Source organism: Salinivibrio sp. MA607, assembly GCF_001996245.1.
GTDB classification, from domain to species: Bacteria; Pseudomonadota; Gammaproteobacteria; order Enterobacterales; family Vibrionaceae; genus Salinivibrio; species Salinivibrio costicola.
Genome location: NZ_MUFJ01000001.1, coordinates 12600 through 28399 on the forward strand (window position 1 = coordinate 12600; position 15800 = coordinate 28399).

The following is a 15800-nucleotide window of genomic DNA, read 5'->3' on the forward strand; positions in this document are numbered from 1 at the left end:
CATGTTCGGCCACGCGTAAAAAACCAGTGGATTAGACCCTAGCGCGATGGGCGATAGGCTGCAATTTTGCCGGGCTAAACTGCTGACAGCGCGAAATAATTAAATCTTTCAGCCATTGGTGCCCCGGGTCATTTTCTTGATTTTGATGCCAAAACAAGGTGTACGCCATCGGCGGTATTGGCGTCGGTAACGGCCGTACCACCAAATTGAGCGACGCGGCAATATAATGCGCAAACTGGCTTGGTGAGGTAAACACCAGGTCGGTATAGGTACACAGGCTCGCCGCACTGTTAAAATCAGGCACGTACATGGCAATGTCACGCTCAATATTACGCTCTGCCAGTTTATAGTCCAACAACCAGCGATCATTTCCATCACATTTCACCTGTACATGTCGCAGTCCAAGGTAACGCGCTTCATCCCATGGGCCCTTGAGTGCGGGGTGATCGGCGCGCATCAAGACACACTGGTGATCTTGGCAAAGCTCTTGGTAGCGCACACCCTTGGGCGGCATCAGGGTCAGCATGGCATCGGCGGGATTTAAATCTTTGCCGGTAATACCAAAGTCGATATTGCCACGGGCGAGACCATCAAAAGTGGTTTGATCCCAAGCGGCGGTATTGAGGGTGATCGATGGGGCGGCCTCTAACATATCGCCAATAAATTGGGGCAGCAGTAATGGGTAGGCGCTTTCTACAAGCGCAAAGCGAAAACAGCGATCACTTAAGTGTGGCTGAAAATGGTCAGGTTCGGTCATCGCCGCGATATCATTGAGCAAAGCGCGTAATTTAGGTTGCAAGGTTTGTGCACGAACCGTGGGTTTTAAGCCGTGGGCGGCTCGAGTAAAAAGCGGATCGTTAAATTGCGATCTTAGCCGGGCCAGATTTTTACTCACCGCCGATTGACTTAAATGCAGGCGTTTGGCTGTGCCCGTGACATTGCACTCTTCTAAAAGTACATGCAAACACACCAATAAATTGAGGTCGGTACGTTGCAGTTGGTCCAAATCCATCTTTTGTATTCTCCTTGGGAATAACTGCTTTTACTATAAACCATTATGGTTCATATCCTGAAGCCACTATACTGCGTGCCTGTATAGAGGAGTAACCAATGACGCACACTGATTCACCGACATCAAATCGCTTACTGGTCGCCTTAATGGTGTTACTGGTGCTATTTAGCCCCATGGCGATTGATATTTACCTACCGGCACTATCGCATATGGCGGGTGACTTTAATGTGAGTCCCACTTTGGCTCAAGACACTGTGACCTGGTTTATGTTTAGCTTAGGTCTTGGTCAGCTGTTTGCGGGGCCGTTGGCCGATCGCTTTGGCCGTAAGCCTGTGGCTATTATTGGTATTTCGCTTTATGGCCTTAGCTCTTTGATGGCGTGGCTCGCCACCTCGATGGATATGATGCTGGTGGCGCGTTTACTGCAAGGGTTTGGCGCGTGTGCAACCTCTGTGTGTGCCTTTGCCGCCGTCCGCGATCGTTTTGGTGCCGAACGCAGTGGCCATATGATTAGCTACTTAAATGGCGCGATTTGTTTTGTACCGGCTTTAGCGCCTCTACTTGGTAGTTGGTTAACCCAGGTGTTTGACTGGCGTGCTAACTTCACCTTTATGCTCGGTTATGCGGTATTAGGGTTGGTGCTGGTTATCGTCTTTTTGCCCGAAACCCGACCATCGCATACTGATACCTCGGGCCGCCTATTCAGCTTACGTCGTTATTGGCAGGTGCTGCGTGTACCAACATTTACTTATCACATAACCCTTTGCATGTTGGCGATGGCGGTGATCCTTGCTTATGTCACCTCCGCACCTGTGCTGTTGATGGACAGATACGGTATCTCCATGAACAGTTTCACCTTTTGGTTTGGCGCCAATGCGGCGTTAAATATTGCCGCGGCAATGTTGGGGCCGCGTTATATGCAAAAGTTTGGTAGCCGCCGGGCATTAAATATTGGCCTTATGATGCTGGTGGGATCGGGCGGGTTGATGTTGGCGCTCAGCCCCATCGCTGCACCTTGGGCCTTTATGTTGCCGATCTTTACCTCTTCATTCGGCTTTGCTTGGGTGTTAGGCGCGTCAGCTGGAGCAGCATTAGCGCCGTTTTCGGACCGCGCGGGCACGGCCGCGGCATTGCTCGGGTTATTCCAAATGAGCGGGGCTGGGCTACTCGTGAGCTTAACCCAGCGTCTAGGCTTATCGGCCAGTGATTTGATGACGGTGCATATGTGGTTATTAGTGCCGGGTCTGATTATTTTATGGTCACCGAAAGGTAAGCAATGGCATGCCAAAGTGGTAAAAAGCTAAATAATCAATAAAACAACGTCTCAGTTGGCAAACAATAATAAGACGTGCAAAACGCAGGGGTCTCGACAACCCATCATCCTTTTGCGCTGGCCTCGGCCAGCGTTTTTTTATTTTGCTAAACGTGCGTGGTTCAGAGTATATTTACTAAGCAAATCGAATTAACGCTCATTCCTTTTCGTTTTATATCCAAAGGTCAGTTATACACTATGTCATTATCGACAATCGAAATGGCGCGCGTCCTTGAACAACTTGAGGAATCGCCGGAAAAAATCATGTTTGGTAAATTATTGGTAGAGCTAGGCAGCCAAAGTGAAGAGCGTGTCCGTAGCGCCGCCCATCAAGTGCCGCTCAAATATTTACGCGAGCTGGTTTATCAATTTAATCACGTGATTGAAGATCGTCGTGCTGAGCGTATCGAGGAAATCACCCAAGGTTTGGAGCAAGATGGCCTGTCGGCTGACGAGCTATACCAATATATGATCCAGCGTAAGATGGGTTAATGCCGATTGACGCCGTGCAACGGGCGCCGTGCAACGGGCGCCGATCATTGTGAGCGGCATTGGCGACCCTTAAGCAATACAGATTACGCGCTCGCGGCAGGTTGTTTGCGCTTTTTTGGGGTACGCTGTTGGATCAGTAACCCCACTACAATAAAACTTAGTCCAACCAAGGTACTGATATGAATTGTCTCGCCAATAATGGTGGCCAGTAACACCAAAGAGATAAAAGGCGAAATAAAAATCAGATTACTGATCCGAGAGGTGTTCTGGGTATATTTCATCGCGCTCAGCCACAGCATAAAGGTTATTCCCATTTCGAATAGCCCGACATAACCGACTGCCAACCATCCTTGCCAAGGGATTCCTTCCCAAGTGCTTGTTAATCCAGCCAATAGCAAAGATACAGGCAGTGACAGAATAAAACAGAGCAAAATGCCGAGCACAGGATCAGCGCGATTTTTAGTATTAAGGACCCAAAAACCTGCCCACAATAACGTTGAGAGTAACGCCAAACCAATGCCAAGCGGGCTATCGAACTGGAGCGATAAAAGCTGGCCTTTGGTAGCGATCACAACCACGCCAAAATAGCCCAACGCCGCCGCAATCCAATCTTGACGACGAATCGTTTGGCCTAAAAACAATGCCGCCATTAATGTCAGAGTGATAGCCCAGCTGTAATTTAAAGGCTGGGCTAATGAAGCGGGTAACAGATCGTAAGCTTTAAAAAGCACCAAGTAGTAAATGAATGGATTAATCATCCCCAACACGCAATAGTAACCGGGTTGACGCCGAAAGGTCGGCCACAGCGCGTGAAGCTTTCCTTGCACAGCAGCAATAACGGTTAAAATTACTACCGACACTAAGCTGGCCGCTGCCAGCATTTGAATCGGTGTCATGTAGCTCAGGGTGATTTTGAATGCGGTTGCAACCGTTGACCATAGCAGTACAGCAGACAAGGCAAAGATCAGTGCCTTCCGTTCGTTATGCATGTTGCCTCCTTGCCAATATGCCTGTCGTTCCAGGCAGTCTACGCCATTGTAACTGACTGAGATAGACTGGACATCTATCCAGTATCCCATTAGCCTTTGCTAATACCAATGACCGCACAATAGAGAACGCTTTATGCTTGATGGCTTGTCATTTTCCGCTTTACCTATTCTCACGTTTTGTTTTGGCGCTGTCAGTGCCCTTGGACTCGGTTATGGCCTACACCGACGTGTCGTTGCGCAATACCAGCAATGGTATGAAACGCAATATGCGCAGCAACAAGCCAGTGCTGACATGCAACACCAACAACTGCAGCAGCAGCTTGATCAGCAACAGCACGAGTTAGATAGCTTAGATGTCGAGCGCGATCGTCTGACGCAAGAGTTACGCCAGTATTATGGAAAGTTGACGTCGGCGAGCGAGAAACTGCGCCAATTGGAACAATTACGCCAAGACAATCATGCACTGTCAGATAAACTCGATACGGTACGTGAGGAAAAGTCTGAACTGTTGGCAGAGTTGCGAGAAGTCAAAGCCAGCGCGGAGCAGCAGTTAAACGCGGCAAAGGAAAAACACGCACTGCTAGAAAACGCGGAGGAGCGATTACGCACCCAGTTTGAGCAACTTGCCAATCAAGTATTTGAGCAAAAAGTCCACTCGGTCGATGAGCAAAATAAAATGAGCTTAGAAAGCCTGCTTGGACCGCTTAAATCGCAGTTGGAAGGATTTAAGAAGCAGGTGACCGACAGCTTTGGCGAGCAAGCCAAAGAGCGCCATACCTTGATTCATGAAATCAAAAATTTACAACAATTAAACGCGGACATGACCCGTGAGGCCCATAACCTGACTCAGGCGCTTAAAGGCGATAATAAGCAACAAGGTAATTGGGGCGAAGTGGTCCTCGCGCGCATTTTAGAAGAGTCTGGCTTGCGAGAGGGGCGTGAGTACCAAACCCAAGTCAGCTTTGAAAATGAACAGGGCAAGCGCTATCAGCCGGATGTGGTGGTTAAATTGCCACAAGAAAAAGATGTCGTCGTTGATGCCAAAATGGCCTTGGTCGCGTATGAACGCTATTACAACGCTGAGACACTAGCCGAACAAGATGCCGCGCTTAAAGAGCACGTCCAGGCAATTCGTCAGCATATTCGTGGTTTGGGTCGCAAAGATTATCATCAACTCCATGGAGTACGCTCACTGGATTACGTACTGATGTTTATTCCTGTTGAGCCGGCTTTTCAGGTCGCGGTTGAGGCGGATGCCAGCCTGATTCGGGACGCCATGGACAACAACATCATGCTGGTGAGCCCGACCACCTTGTTAGTGGCTCTCAGAACAATCAATAATTTATGGCGCTATGAATATCAAAATCAAAACGCCAAACAAATCGCCGAGAAGGCCAGCAAGCTTTATGACAAGGTGCGACTTTTTGTTAGCGATATGGAAGGGCTGGGCAGCGCGCTAGGTAAAGCCAGTGACAGTTATCAAGGAGCGATGAACAAACTTAGCCAAGGGCGCGGCAATATCTTGCGCCAAGCGGAGAGCTTTAAAGCCCTAGGTGTCGAGGTTAAACGCGATATAAGTCCGGCGCTGGCCAGTGTGGCCACGGAACCTGGACCGGGAGAGTCGGTCAATGTCATGCAGACGGACCCAGGCACCACCACGCAAGAATGAGAATAAACTGGGTTGCGCGCTTGGAGTCCGGATGGGCGATAAAGTAAACTGGAGCCAATATGTTAGGGGAATACAATGACAGAGAAAAATTCGCACCAGGACCAAGAAACGATTGATTTTGGCTACCAGAAAGTCAAACGCCAAGAAAAAGAAAGCCTCGTGGCTGATGTATTTCATTCGGTCGCCGCTAAATACGATCTGATGAATGATGTGATGTCGATGGGCATTCATCGGGTATGGAAGCGCTTCACCATTGACTGTAGTGGTGTACGCCCCGGACAAAAAGTGTTGGATTTAGCCGGCGGCACCGGTGATCTGACCGCCAAGTTTTCTCGCATCGTCGGTGAGCAAGGTGAGGTGGTACTCGCGGATATCAATAACTCGATGCTGAAAGTGGGTCGCGATAAGTTGCGCGATAAGGGTATTGTTGGCAACGTGAGCTATGTGCAGGCGAATGCCGAGCAGCTACCTTTTCCTGACGATCACTTTGACTGTATTACCATCGCGTTTGGGCTTCGTAATGTCACCGATAAAGATGCGGCGCTGCGCTCGATGTTTCGTGTACTCAAACCGGGAGGGCGCCTTCTGGTCCTAGAGTTTTCTAAACCGGTGGCGAAGCCGTTATCGAAAGTATACGACGCCTATTCGTTCCACATTTTACCTAAGATGGGGCAGCTCATTGTCAATGACCCAGATAGCTATCGTTATCTTGCTGAATCAATTCGTATGCACCCTGATCAAGAAACCTTGAAAGGCATGATGGAACAAGCCGGCTTTGAACAAGCCAGCTATTATAATCTCACCGGTGGCATTGTCGCGCTGCACCGTGGGTATAAATTCTAAGGAGCCGGTATGGCGTTTGACTCACTCGTGTGTGCAGGACTCGAGACCGCCTTAAATGGCGTGATTAATAAAGATGCAGATAGCCAGCGCCGTTTAGCGCGACTAAAAGGGCGCAGTATTGGCGTCACGCTGCAAGAATATAATCGACAGTGGGTCTTTGTTTTTGGCCAGCAGATCGATGTACTGAGCCATTACGAGGGAGAGCTTGATTGTGCACTATCCCTCTCGCTTTCTGCGTTGCCGCAGTTGCAGCAAAAAGCCAATCTTACTGCGTTAATAAAAGCCGATAAGCTGACACTTGATGGTGATATGGACGTGGCCCAGCAGTTTTCTCAATTGTTGAGCGGCATTCAGTTTGATGTCGCCGAATGGTTATCGCCTTATACCGGAGATGTGGTTGCCCATACCCTCGTCAGTCAGGCACAGCAGCGTTGGCAGCAATTACAACAACTGGCTCAGCGTCAGCAGCGCTATGCTGGGGAAGTGATCACCGAAGAGTGGCGCTTGGCGCCGGGGCCGTTAGAAGTGGCGGCATACAGTGATCAAGTGGATGAATTGCGCAGTGACGCGGCGCGGTTGGAAGCCAAGGTTAAGCAGTTAGTAGAACGGATGGAGTCCGCATGACACTCAGTGAGATTCGTCGCCTGTATTTTATTATTCGTACTTTGTTATTGTACGGTGTTGATGCCCTACTACCCAGGCAACCGCTGACTCGACTCGCCCATCTTGGGCGTAAATCGCTGTTTTGGCTTAAAAACCAACACCCAGACAAGCCTGTGGGTGAGCGCTTGCGTTTAGCGATGCAAAGTTTGGGGCCGGTATGGGTAAAGCTTGGGCAAATGATGTCGACCCGCCGCGATCTTTTTCCTGCTCATATCGCCAATGAACTCGCCCAGTTGCAAGATAAAGTCGCACCCTTTGATGGCCACAAAGCAAAAACGCAAATTGAAGCGTCACTGGGTGGGCCTCTGGAAACTTGGTTCAGTGATTTTGAGCCCAACCCATTAGCCTCCGCATCCATCGCACAAGTCCACACCGCGACATTAAAAGAAAATGGCCGTGAAGTGGTGATTAAGGTGATCCGTCCCGATATCTTGCCGGTTATTCAGGCCGACTTGCGTCTGATGTATCGCGTGGCACGGCTGGTGGCGCGTTTTCTCCCTGATGCACGTCGCTTAAAGCCGGTAGAAGTGATTCGCGAATATGAAAAAACCTTGCTTGATGAACTGGATTTAATGCGCGAAGCGGCGAATACCATTCAATTGCGTCGCAACTTTGAAAACGATCAAGCCTTGTATGTGCCCGAAGTGTTTAGTGACTATTGCCGCAAAGACGTGATGGTGTCTGAGCGCATTTACGGTATTCAAGTGTCAGATATCGACGCGCTTGAGGCGAACGGTACAGATATGAAGCTGCTCGCCGAGCGGGGGGTTGAAGTCTTTTTCACCCAGGTCTTCCGCGATAGTTTTTTCCATGCGGACATGCACCCAGGCAACGTATTTGTGTCGTATGAACACCCGCACGACCCGCAGTGGATTGGGCTTGATTGCGGTATTGTTGGTACGTTAAACCGCGATGATAAACGCTATCTAGCGGAAAACTTTATTGCCTTCTTTAACCGTGATTATCGCAAGGTCGCTGAGCTTCATGTCGATTCAGGTTGGGTGCCGCATGACACCAATGTCGACGATTTCGAATTTGCTATTCGTACCGTGTGCGAGCCGATTTTCGAAAAGCCGCTGTGTGAAATTTCGTTCGGTAATGTGTTATTAAACCTCTTCAACACCGCGCGCCGCTTTAATATGGAAGTGCAGCCACAGCTGGTCTTACTGCAAAAAACATTGCTCTATATTGAAGGGCTTGGACGTCAGCTTTATCCGCAACTTGATTTGTGGACCACAGCAAAGCCGTTTTTAGAGTCGTGGATGAAACAGCAAGTCGGACCGCAAGCGGTATGGGCGGCGGTCAAAGAGAAGGCACCATTTTGGGCCGAAAAGCTGCCAGAAATTCCCGAGCTAATCTACGATGGCCTCCGCCAGGGGCGGCAAGTTAATCAGCGGTTAGACACCTACTATCAAAGCTATTTACAGACCAAACAGCGCCACTCGCGCGCCACATATCTACTGGGTATTGGTGCCACCTTACTACTGACTGCGACTATCTTGTATGCCAACCGGATCGATACACTACCGAGTGTTGCGACAGCGGGGGCGGTCGTTTTCTGGTTGTGTGGCTGGCGACTTTGTAATAAAACCTGTAACAAATAGCAGTTACACTGCTGCGCACATAACATTAACCAAGCGGAATAAAGGGAACCGGTATGGGTGGAATTAGTATTTGGCAGCTGCTGATCATTGCAGTCATCGTGGTGTTATTGTTTGGCACCAAGAAGTTACGCAATATGGGTGGTGATTTGGGCTCTGCGGTAAAAGGGTTCAAAAAAGCGATGCATGATGACGAGGGTAAGCGCGCTGATCAAGATGCTGACTTCGAGCCAACGTCGCTTAATGAGCGTGCTGAACCGTCGAAAAGCGAAAAAACGCAAAAAGACAAAGAGCAGGTATAAGCCGTGTTTGATATTGGTTTCTGGGAGCTGGTACTGATTGCCGTCATTGGCCTTGTGGTGCTTGGCCCAGAGCGGCTGCCCATTGCGATACGTAATGTGTCACGTTGGGTGGGCGCGGCCAAGCGTATGGCAGGTTCGGTCCGTGACGAGCTCGAGCAAGAGCTCAAGATCAAAGAGTTGCAAGATAATTTGCACAAAGCCGAGCAAGCAGGGATGAAAAATCTCTCCCCTGAACTGCAAGAATCGGTGGAGACGCTGCGACAGCGAGCCGCCGATGTGCAGCATCCTTATGCGTCTTCGCCAACATCAACCGCTGCAGCGCGTGATACCGAGAGTGCGGACACGGCCACCAGTCCCTCGTCCACCTCGTCGACCGATAAGTGATAACGAGCGACGCCTTATGTCTCTGATGAAAAAACCACTATGTCTTCTGTAAACGATTCTCAGCCACTCATCAGTCATCTGATGGAGCTCCGTAACCGCCTGCTTCGCGCCATCGTTGCCATCTTAGTGGTCTTTGCCGGGTTAGTGTATTTTGCCAACGACATTTATAGCTTGGTCGCTCAGCCACTGATTGACAAGCTGCCTGAAGGGGCGAGCATGATTGCCACCGATGTGGCGTCGCCCTTTTTCACCCCCATCAAACTGACGCTGGTTATCTCGGTGTTTGTTGCCATCCCCGTGGTGCTTTACCAAATTTGGGCCTTTGTTGCCCCTGGCCTGTATAAGCATGAGCAGCGCTTGGTGATGCCGCTTTTGGTATCGAGCTCGTTGTTGTTTTATGCGGGCGTGGCGTTTGCCTACTGGGTGGTATTGCCCTTGGTGTTTGGCTTTTTTACCTCGATTGCGCCAGAAGGGGTACAGGTGGCAACGGATATTGCCAGTTATCTCGATTTCATTTTGGCTTTATTTCTAGCATTTGGTATTGCCTTTGAAATCCCTATTGCGATTATACTGCTGGTCTGGACGGGCGCGACAACCGCGAAAAGCTTGACCAGCAAGCGTCCGTATGTCGTGGTGGCGGCCTTTGTCGTTGGCATGATGTTGACCCCGCCCGATATGATTTCGCAAACCTTGCTCGCCATTCCTATGTGTTTGCTGTTCGAGCTGGGTGTGTTGCTGTCACGTTTTTATGTCCCGCGCGACGCATCGGCATCTGAAGAGGCCAATGAATGATTGATATTGGTGTCAATCTCACCAGCTCACGATTTGATAAAGACAGAGACGAGGTTGTTGCTCATGCGCAGCAAGCCGGCGTCTCTGGGATGATTTTTACCGGCACCAACGTTGAAGAAAGCCAAGCAGCGGCGGATTTAGCGGCGCGGTACCCTGGCTACGCCTATGCCACTGCCGGGGTGCATCCGCACGATGCCAAATCTGTCGATCCAGCCAATTTAACCATGATTCGGCAACTGGCGCAGCGCGCCGAGGTGGTGGCGATAGGGGAATGTGGCCTCGACTTTAACCGTGACTTTTCGCCGCGCCCGCAACAAGAAGCGGTCTTTGAGGCGCAACTCGCATTAGCCGCTGAGCAGTCAATGCCGGTATTTATGCATTGTCGGGAGGCTCATGACCGTTGGCTGGCGATATTGCGTCCTTGGTTAGACAAGTTGCCGGCGGCGGTACTGCACTGTTTTACCGGTGAGGATCAGGCACTGCGAGATTGCTTGGATGCCGGGTTATACATAGGTATCACCGGTTGGCTCTGCGACGAACGGCGCGGACAGCAGCTTCAGCAACAGGTAAGCTGGCTGCCCGATGATCGCTTGATGATTGAAACGGATGCCCCGTATTTGCAGCCGCGCGATCTGCGCCCGCGGCCCAAACGTAGCCGTAATGAGCCCAAGTATTTACCGCATATTGCACAGGCGGTGGCGCAACTTCGCCAACAGCCTGTTGAACAGATTATTGATTGTACAATAAAAAATACCCAGCGCTGTTTCTCGATACAGTGAGGGGTGCATAACGATAGCGAGGCAGTACGCTGCCCCAAAGCCCAGGTCTGCAACATTAAGGAGGATACCGTGGCCGTATCCATTCAAAGCGCCTTTCCTGCACGACGCCTGCGTCGTACACGCAAAACTGATTTTAGCCGCCGTTTGGTGGCAGAACATACACTCTCTGCCAATGATTTAATTTATCCGGTCTTCGTCCTGATGGGCAAAAACCGTCGCGAGCCAGTGGCTTCAATGCCAGGTATTGAACGACTGTCTATCGACTTGCTGTTACATGAAGCGGACTACCTTGCCAAATTGGGAGTGCCCGCGATCGCCCTGTTTCCGGTGATCCCCAAAGATGCTAAAACGCTCTGTGCATCGGAAGCCTTTAATCCGGAAGGGTTAGTGCCTCGTGCTGTGCGCCTGCTCAAAGAGCATGTGCCACAAATGGGCGTGATTACTGATGTGGCGCTTGACCCTTATACCATTCATGGTCAAGACGGTATTATCGACGACGACGGCTATGTGATGAATGAGCCAACCACTGAGGTACTGATCAAGCAAGCCCTGTCTCATGCCGAAGCTGGTGTCGATATTGTCGCCCCGTCGGATATGATGGACGGGCGAATTGGACGTATTCGCGAAGCGTTGGAAGCAAACGGCTATATTAATACCCAAATCATGGCATATTCAGCCAAGTATGCTTCCAACTACTACGGGCCTTTCCGTGATGCACTTGGTTCAGCAGCTAACCTTAAAGGCGGTAACAAAGCCAACTACCAAATGGATCCGGCCAATAGTGACGAAGCCCTCCATGAGGTTGCAATGGACATTGCTGAAGGCGCCGATACCGTGATGGTGAAGCCTGGAATGCCGTATTTGGACGTGGTGCGCCGAGTGAAAAGTGAGCTCAATGTGCCAACGTTTGCCTACCAAGTGTCTGGTGAGTATGCCATGCATAAAGTAGCGTTTGATAACGGTTGGCTGAAAGAGCGGGAAACGGTAATGGAATCACTTCTGTGCTTTAAGCGAGCGGGTGCGGATGGCATTTTAACCTACTTTGCCAAGCAAGTTGCCGAGTGGTTAGCCGAAGACGCGGGCGCTCCATTACCACCGCGGCCGGAAGATACCGTCGGCTAAATGACCACACAGTGTCTCTACGCCCTTGCCATTGGCAGGGGCGTTTTTTTAGTAAGGGCATGAATTACCCCACAAAACTTAAGGGATAACATTGCGGTTGATCGGGTTCTGTAGTGAGATCAGTGTCTCTGTCGATTGGACCTCATCGATGGCCTGCAGTTTATCAATCAATACAAACTGTAACTCCTCGATAGAGCGACACATCAGCTTCACGAAGATGTTATAGGCCCCTGTCGTATAGTAAGCTTCGACTACCTCATCGAGTTGGTTCAGCTTTTCTAGCGCGGAGTGGTAATCGCGCGCCGCTTTCAGATTGATACCAATAAAGCAGCATACGTCATAGCCTAGCTTTTTAGTATTTACCAATATCTCGGTGCCTTCGATAATGCCAGCGGCTTTCATCTTTTCGACACGAACGTGCACGGTGGCAGGGCTGACATTAAATCGCTTTGCCATTTCTGCGTAAGGAACGCGTGCATCATCCAGTAAGGTAGAAAGAATTCGACGATCAAGGTCATCCAGTTTCGGCAATTCGTTCATTGTTTTCGTCTTTTTATTATAGCGAGGTCTTGTTTTTCGTTAACACGATTGCTTGACCGTTCGGTTAACACCTAATGTAGGGTATCGCGTTGTTTAGTGCGATACCAATCAACCAACAGGAAGTAGATGTGGGGATCAAATACCTTTTAGGCGGTTTACTGTTCTGGGTAGCATTGAGTGTCAGCGCCGCACAAAAAAACGTGCTGGTGGTGCATTCCTATCATCCCAACTTCTTTTGGAACCAAGCTCTGGTCGAAGGACTCGATACTGCCACCGCGGGAGAAGACATTGCGTTTCAACATACTTATCTAGAAATTAAACGTTATCAGTCAGAGGCGTATCGAGAGCAACTCAAAAAACTCTATATCCAAAAGCTCGGGAACCATCAATTCGATGCGATCTTAACCACGGATAATGCCGCACTTTGGTTAATCCATCAGTTGCATGAATATGTTGGTGAAACGCCAGTTGTTTACGCGGGCCTGAATAACTTTGGTCGCCAGCATTATCCGTTGCTCCCTAAGCTAACCGGCGTCAAAGAGGAAGTGGATCTACCGCGCAACTTGGCGTTAATGAAGCGGTTGCACCCTGGTTTAGAGCGCGTTTATGTGTTGCTCGATAATACCTTCTCGAGTCGTCAATACTGGAATGTCGTGCAAGCGCAACTGGCCAGAAACGGTGATTCTGGCATCGACGTCGTGCGCCTTTCTAGTCTCACCTTTTCGGGACTACGCGATAGAATTCAAGCCATGCATGACGGTGAGGCGGTGTTTTATCTTTCCTATTTTAGGGATAGCAACGGACAATTTCTCGATAAACTCAGTGGTATCCGAACGCTCACTCACAATACGCCCGTGCCCATCTATGGTGCCATGAGTTTTATGCTCGGTCAGGGTGTGGTCGGCGGCGTGGTGATAGATGGTAAAAATCAAGGCTACCATCAAGGGAAGCTCCTTCTTAAGACCTTGAGTGGTCAGCTACCCGCCGAACGTGATGGGACCAATATCACCATGTTTGATTACCCGGCACTCAAGCGCTGGCAGTTAGATATTAGCGCGTTTGATGATGTGACGATCACCAATCAACCCGAACCAATATGGCAAACTCATCCGGTGGCTGTGCAAGCGGTCGCCTTGGCTGTTTTGGTACTGGGCAGCGTGATTGTCATGCTAGCCGCGAATATTCGTCAGCTTCGACGCAGTGAGGCATCGTTGATGCGTCACCGGGCGATGCTCAAAGGGGTGTTTGATCAAAGTAATCAACTGATCGCGTTGTTGGATCAAAATGGCATCGTCGTTTCAGGCAACACCAGCTTTTATCAGCTGATCACCGACAGGCAGGCGTATGGAGAGCGTCCTTTATGGCTGTGGCCAATGTGGCGTAATCCGGCAAGTTTGGAGCAACACCTAAAACAGATTGGAACCACCCAGCCAAAGCGGTTTGAATTATGTTTAAGCGAAGCCCACCGTGAAGTGATCTTGGACGTGGCAGTGAAAAGCTTTCCCGGTGAACGAGGCCAGCCACGCGTATTACTTGAAGCGCGAGATGTCACCCAACGCAAACAAACTGAAGAGAAGCTACAGCGCAGCGAAATTGAATATCGCATGCTCTATGAGCAACAACCCGTTATTTTGTTAACGGTGGACTACCAGGCGCGCATCCAGTCACTGAACCAATACGCCGCAGATTTATTCGGCCATGAAAAATCGTGCTTACTGGGCCATAAAATCACTGAGCTGTATGTGAGCGACCAGGCGCCACCCCATCGGATGATTAAACGGGATCAGCATAACCAAGAGCAAGTCTGGCGCCGTGAGATTCCGTATCGAGCCGGCAATGGACACACCTTGTGGGTTCGAGAAACCATCCGCGCTATGCACAATCAAACCCAGCTAATGGTCGTGGGTGAAGATATTACCGCGCACCGAGAAATGGAAAACCAGCTGACCTATCAAGCGCATCATGACTATTTGACCGGTCTTTACAACCGTAGCTACTTTGAACAAAAACTGGCCGCGGCATTATTACAAGCTCGAGAAGATGGTGAGTGCCATGCGATGTTCTACATCGATATGGACCAGTTTAAATTAATTAATGATACCGCGGGCCATGAAGCGGGGGATGAGGCGTTAAAACAAGTGGCTCAGATTATCCGTCAGCACTTGCCGGAAGGGGCGGTACTCTCACGCTTAGGTGGTGATGAGTTTGGCGTTATCGCGTATCATCACGCCGCGGAGCAGTCAGTGAACTGGGGAAGATCTTTGCTGGCGGTGCTTGCTGACAGTGAGTTCTTCTGGCATGGCAGCCGGATGCGCTTAGCGTGCTCGTTGGGGATTCGTCTGCTTGACCGTACCGCGGGTTCGCCTCAACAAGTTCATGCCCAAGCAGACACAGCGTGTTATGCCGCTAAAGATGAAGGCCGCAATCGACTCCACATTTATCACCCCGATGATGAAGAGCTGCAACGCCGAGAGCAAGAAATGGCTTATGTCAGCCATATTCATGAGGCGATCGCGCATGACCGCTTTGACATCTATGCACAACAAATTGTGGATATCCAATCAGATGCGCAAGACACGCTCTACATTGAAGCACTGGTCAGAATGCGCGACACCAAAGGCGGTTGGTTACCTCCTAGTATGTTTATTCCTGCCGCCGAACGCTACAGCATGGCGCATCAACTGGATACGGTGGTGGTAACCAAAACGCTTGCCTGGTTTGATGCGAATCCCGAGCAAATTGCGAAGTTGGGCAAGGTATCGATTAATCTATCGGGCCGGTCGATTACCCAAAGCACGTTCGTTGCTTTTCTCCTTGATGCCATTAAACAGACCCAGGTGCCCAGCGAGTGCCTCTGCCTGGAGATCACGGAAACCGCGGCGATCAGTAATATGAGCAGTGCGATCGATCTGTTTTCTCAGCTTAAAGCACTGGGCTGTACCATCGCCTTAGACGATTTTGGTGCCGGCATTTCTTCGTTTGGCTATCTGAAGCGTTTACCGGTCGATATTATAAAAATTGACGGACAGTTTATCCGCGATATTGAGACTGATGAAACCGACTATGCCATGGTGAAAGCCATTCATGATTTAGCTAAGCAAATGGGAAAACAAACCGTGGCTGAATTTGTTGAAAACGCAGCTATCTTGGACAGAGTCAAAGCGCTTGGCATCGACTATGCCCAAGGTTATCACTTTAGTATCCCGGCGCCGTTGAGCGATCAGGTAAAAAAGTGGCGTCCCAGTCGTGAGACAGTGAAGGAAAAAAACCATCTCTGATATAATCGGACCAGCCCCAGCT

Annotated in this window: 15 protein-coding genes; 12 read left to right on the forward strand and 3 right to left on the reverse strand. The window is 50.0% G+C overall.

The features are described from left to right. Window positions 1–31 precede the first annotated feature (31 nt). Window positions 32–1012, reverse strand: coding sequence for a LysR family transcriptional regulator (locus tag BZG81_RS00085; RefSeq protein WP_077660403.1), 981 nt, complete (start codon window positions 1010–1012; stop codon window positions 32–34). Between the two features lie 98 nt (window positions 1013–1110). On the opposite strand from BZG81_RS00085, the gene BZG81_RS00090 reads away from it, so the two are divergent. Continuing rightward, on the forward strand, window positions 1111–2316 hold the full coding sequence (locus BZG81_RS00090; RefSeq protein ID WP_077676486.1) for a multidrug effflux MFS transporter: 1206 nt from the start codon (window positions 1111–1113) through the stop codon (window positions 2314–2316). 206 nt (window positions 2317–2522) lie between these two features. Next, window positions 2523–2816, forward strand: a complete 294-nt coding sequence (gene tsrA, locus BZG81_RS00095; protein ID WP_021022191.1) for an H-NS-like global regulator TsrA — start codon at window positions 2523–2525, stop codon at window positions 2814–2816. 83 nt (window positions 2817–2899) lie between these two features. Here tsrA and BZG81_RS00100 read toward each other — a convergent pair whose 3' ends face one another. Then, a complete protein-coding gene (locus BZG81_RS00100) occupies window positions 2900–3805 on the reverse strand; it encodes a DMT family transporter (protein WP_021022192.1) in 906 nt (301 codons plus the stop codon). A 133-nt stretch (window positions 3806–3938) separates the two neighbouring features. Here BZG81_RS00100 and rmuC point away from each other — a divergent pair, with 133 nt between their 5' ends. The 9 genes from rmuC to hemB all read left to right on the forward strand — a co-directional run bounded on the left by rmuC (window position 3939) and on the right by hemB (window position 11960). Beyond that, entirely contained in the window at window positions 3939–5474 is a 1536-nt protein-coding gene (gene rmuC, locus BZG81_RS00105) for a DNA recombination protein RmuC (RefSeq protein ID WP_077669679.1), read from the forward strand. 75 nt (window positions 5475–5549) lie between these two features. Then, window positions 5550–6317, forward strand: a complete 768-nt coding sequence (gene ubiE / locus BZG81_RS00110) for a bifunctional demethylmenaquinone methyltransferase/2-methoxy-6-polyprenyl-1,4-benzoquinol methylase UbiE (RefSeq protein WP_077461854.1) — start codon at window positions 5550–5552, stop codon at window positions 6315–6317. A 9-nt stretch (window positions 6318–6326) separates the two neighbouring features. Further along, window positions 6327–6941 (forward strand): ubiquinone biosynthesis accessory factor UbiJ, encoded by a 615-nt coding sequence (locus tag BZG81_RS00115; RefSeq protein WP_077461855.1) that lies wholly within the window; start codon window positions 6327–6329, stop codon window positions 6939–6941. After that, complete coding sequence (ubiB, locus tag BZG81_RS00120; RefSeq protein ID WP_021022196.1) at window positions 6938–8584, forward strand: ubiquinone biosynthesis regulatory protein kinase UbiB; 1647 nt, start codon at window positions 6938–6940, stop codon at window positions 8582–8584. Before BZG81_RS00115 ends, ubiB begins: the two co-directional genes overlap by 4 nt. A 53-nt stretch (window positions 8585–8637) precedes the next feature. Then, entirely contained in the window at window positions 8638–8883 is a 246-nt protein-coding gene (tatA, locus tag BZG81_RS00125; protein ID WP_021022197.1) for a Sec-independent protein translocase subunit TatA, read from the forward strand. A gap of 3 nt (window positions 8884–8886) precedes the next feature. Beyond that, window positions 8887–9267 carry a Sec-independent protein translocase protein TatB gene (gene tatB, locus BZG81_RS00130; RefSeq protein WP_077676487.1) on the forward strand — a complete coding sequence of 127 codons (381 nt, stop codon included), beginning with the start codon at window positions 8887–8889 and terminating at the stop codon, window positions 9265–9267. Window positions 9268–9306: 39 nt separating this feature from the next. Beyond that, window positions 9307–10059 (forward strand): twin-arginine translocase subunit TatC, encoded by a 753-nt coding sequence (tatC, locus tag BZG81_RS00135; protein WP_021022199.1) that lies wholly within the window; start codon window positions 9307–9309, stop codon window positions 10057–10059. After that, window positions 10056–10838: a TatD family hydrolase gene (locus BZG81_RS00140; protein WP_077676488.1), complete on the forward strand. Its 783-nt coding sequence runs from the start codon at window positions 10056–10058 to the stop codon at window positions 10836–10838. Before tatC ends, BZG81_RS00140 begins: the two co-directional genes overlap by 4 nt. Window positions 10839–10907: 69 nt before the next feature. Beyond that, window positions 10908–11960, forward strand: a complete 1053-nt coding sequence (gene hemB, locus BZG81_RS00145; RefSeq protein ID WP_021022201.1) for a porphobilinogen synthase — start codon at window positions 10908–10910, stop codon at window positions 11958–11960. A 78-nt stretch (window positions 11961–12038) separates the two neighbouring features. Here the strand turns inward: hemB and asnC are convergent, their stop codons facing one another. Continuing rightward, window positions 12039–12500, reverse strand: a complete 462-nt coding sequence (gene asnC / locus BZG81_RS00150) for a transcriptional regulator AsnC (RefSeq protein ID WP_021022202.1) — start codon at window positions 12498–12500, stop codon at window positions 12039–12041. Window positions 12501–12628: 128 nt separating this feature from the next. Here asnC and BZG81_RS00155 point away from each other — a divergent pair, with 128 nt between their 5' ends. After that, window positions 12629–15778 (forward strand): bifunctional diguanylate cyclase/phosphodiesterase, encoded by a 3150-nt coding sequence (locus BZG81_RS00155; RefSeq protein ID WP_241827336.1) that lies wholly within the window; start codon window positions 12629–12631, stop codon window positions 15776–15778. Window positions 15779–15800 lie beyond the last annotated feature (22 nt).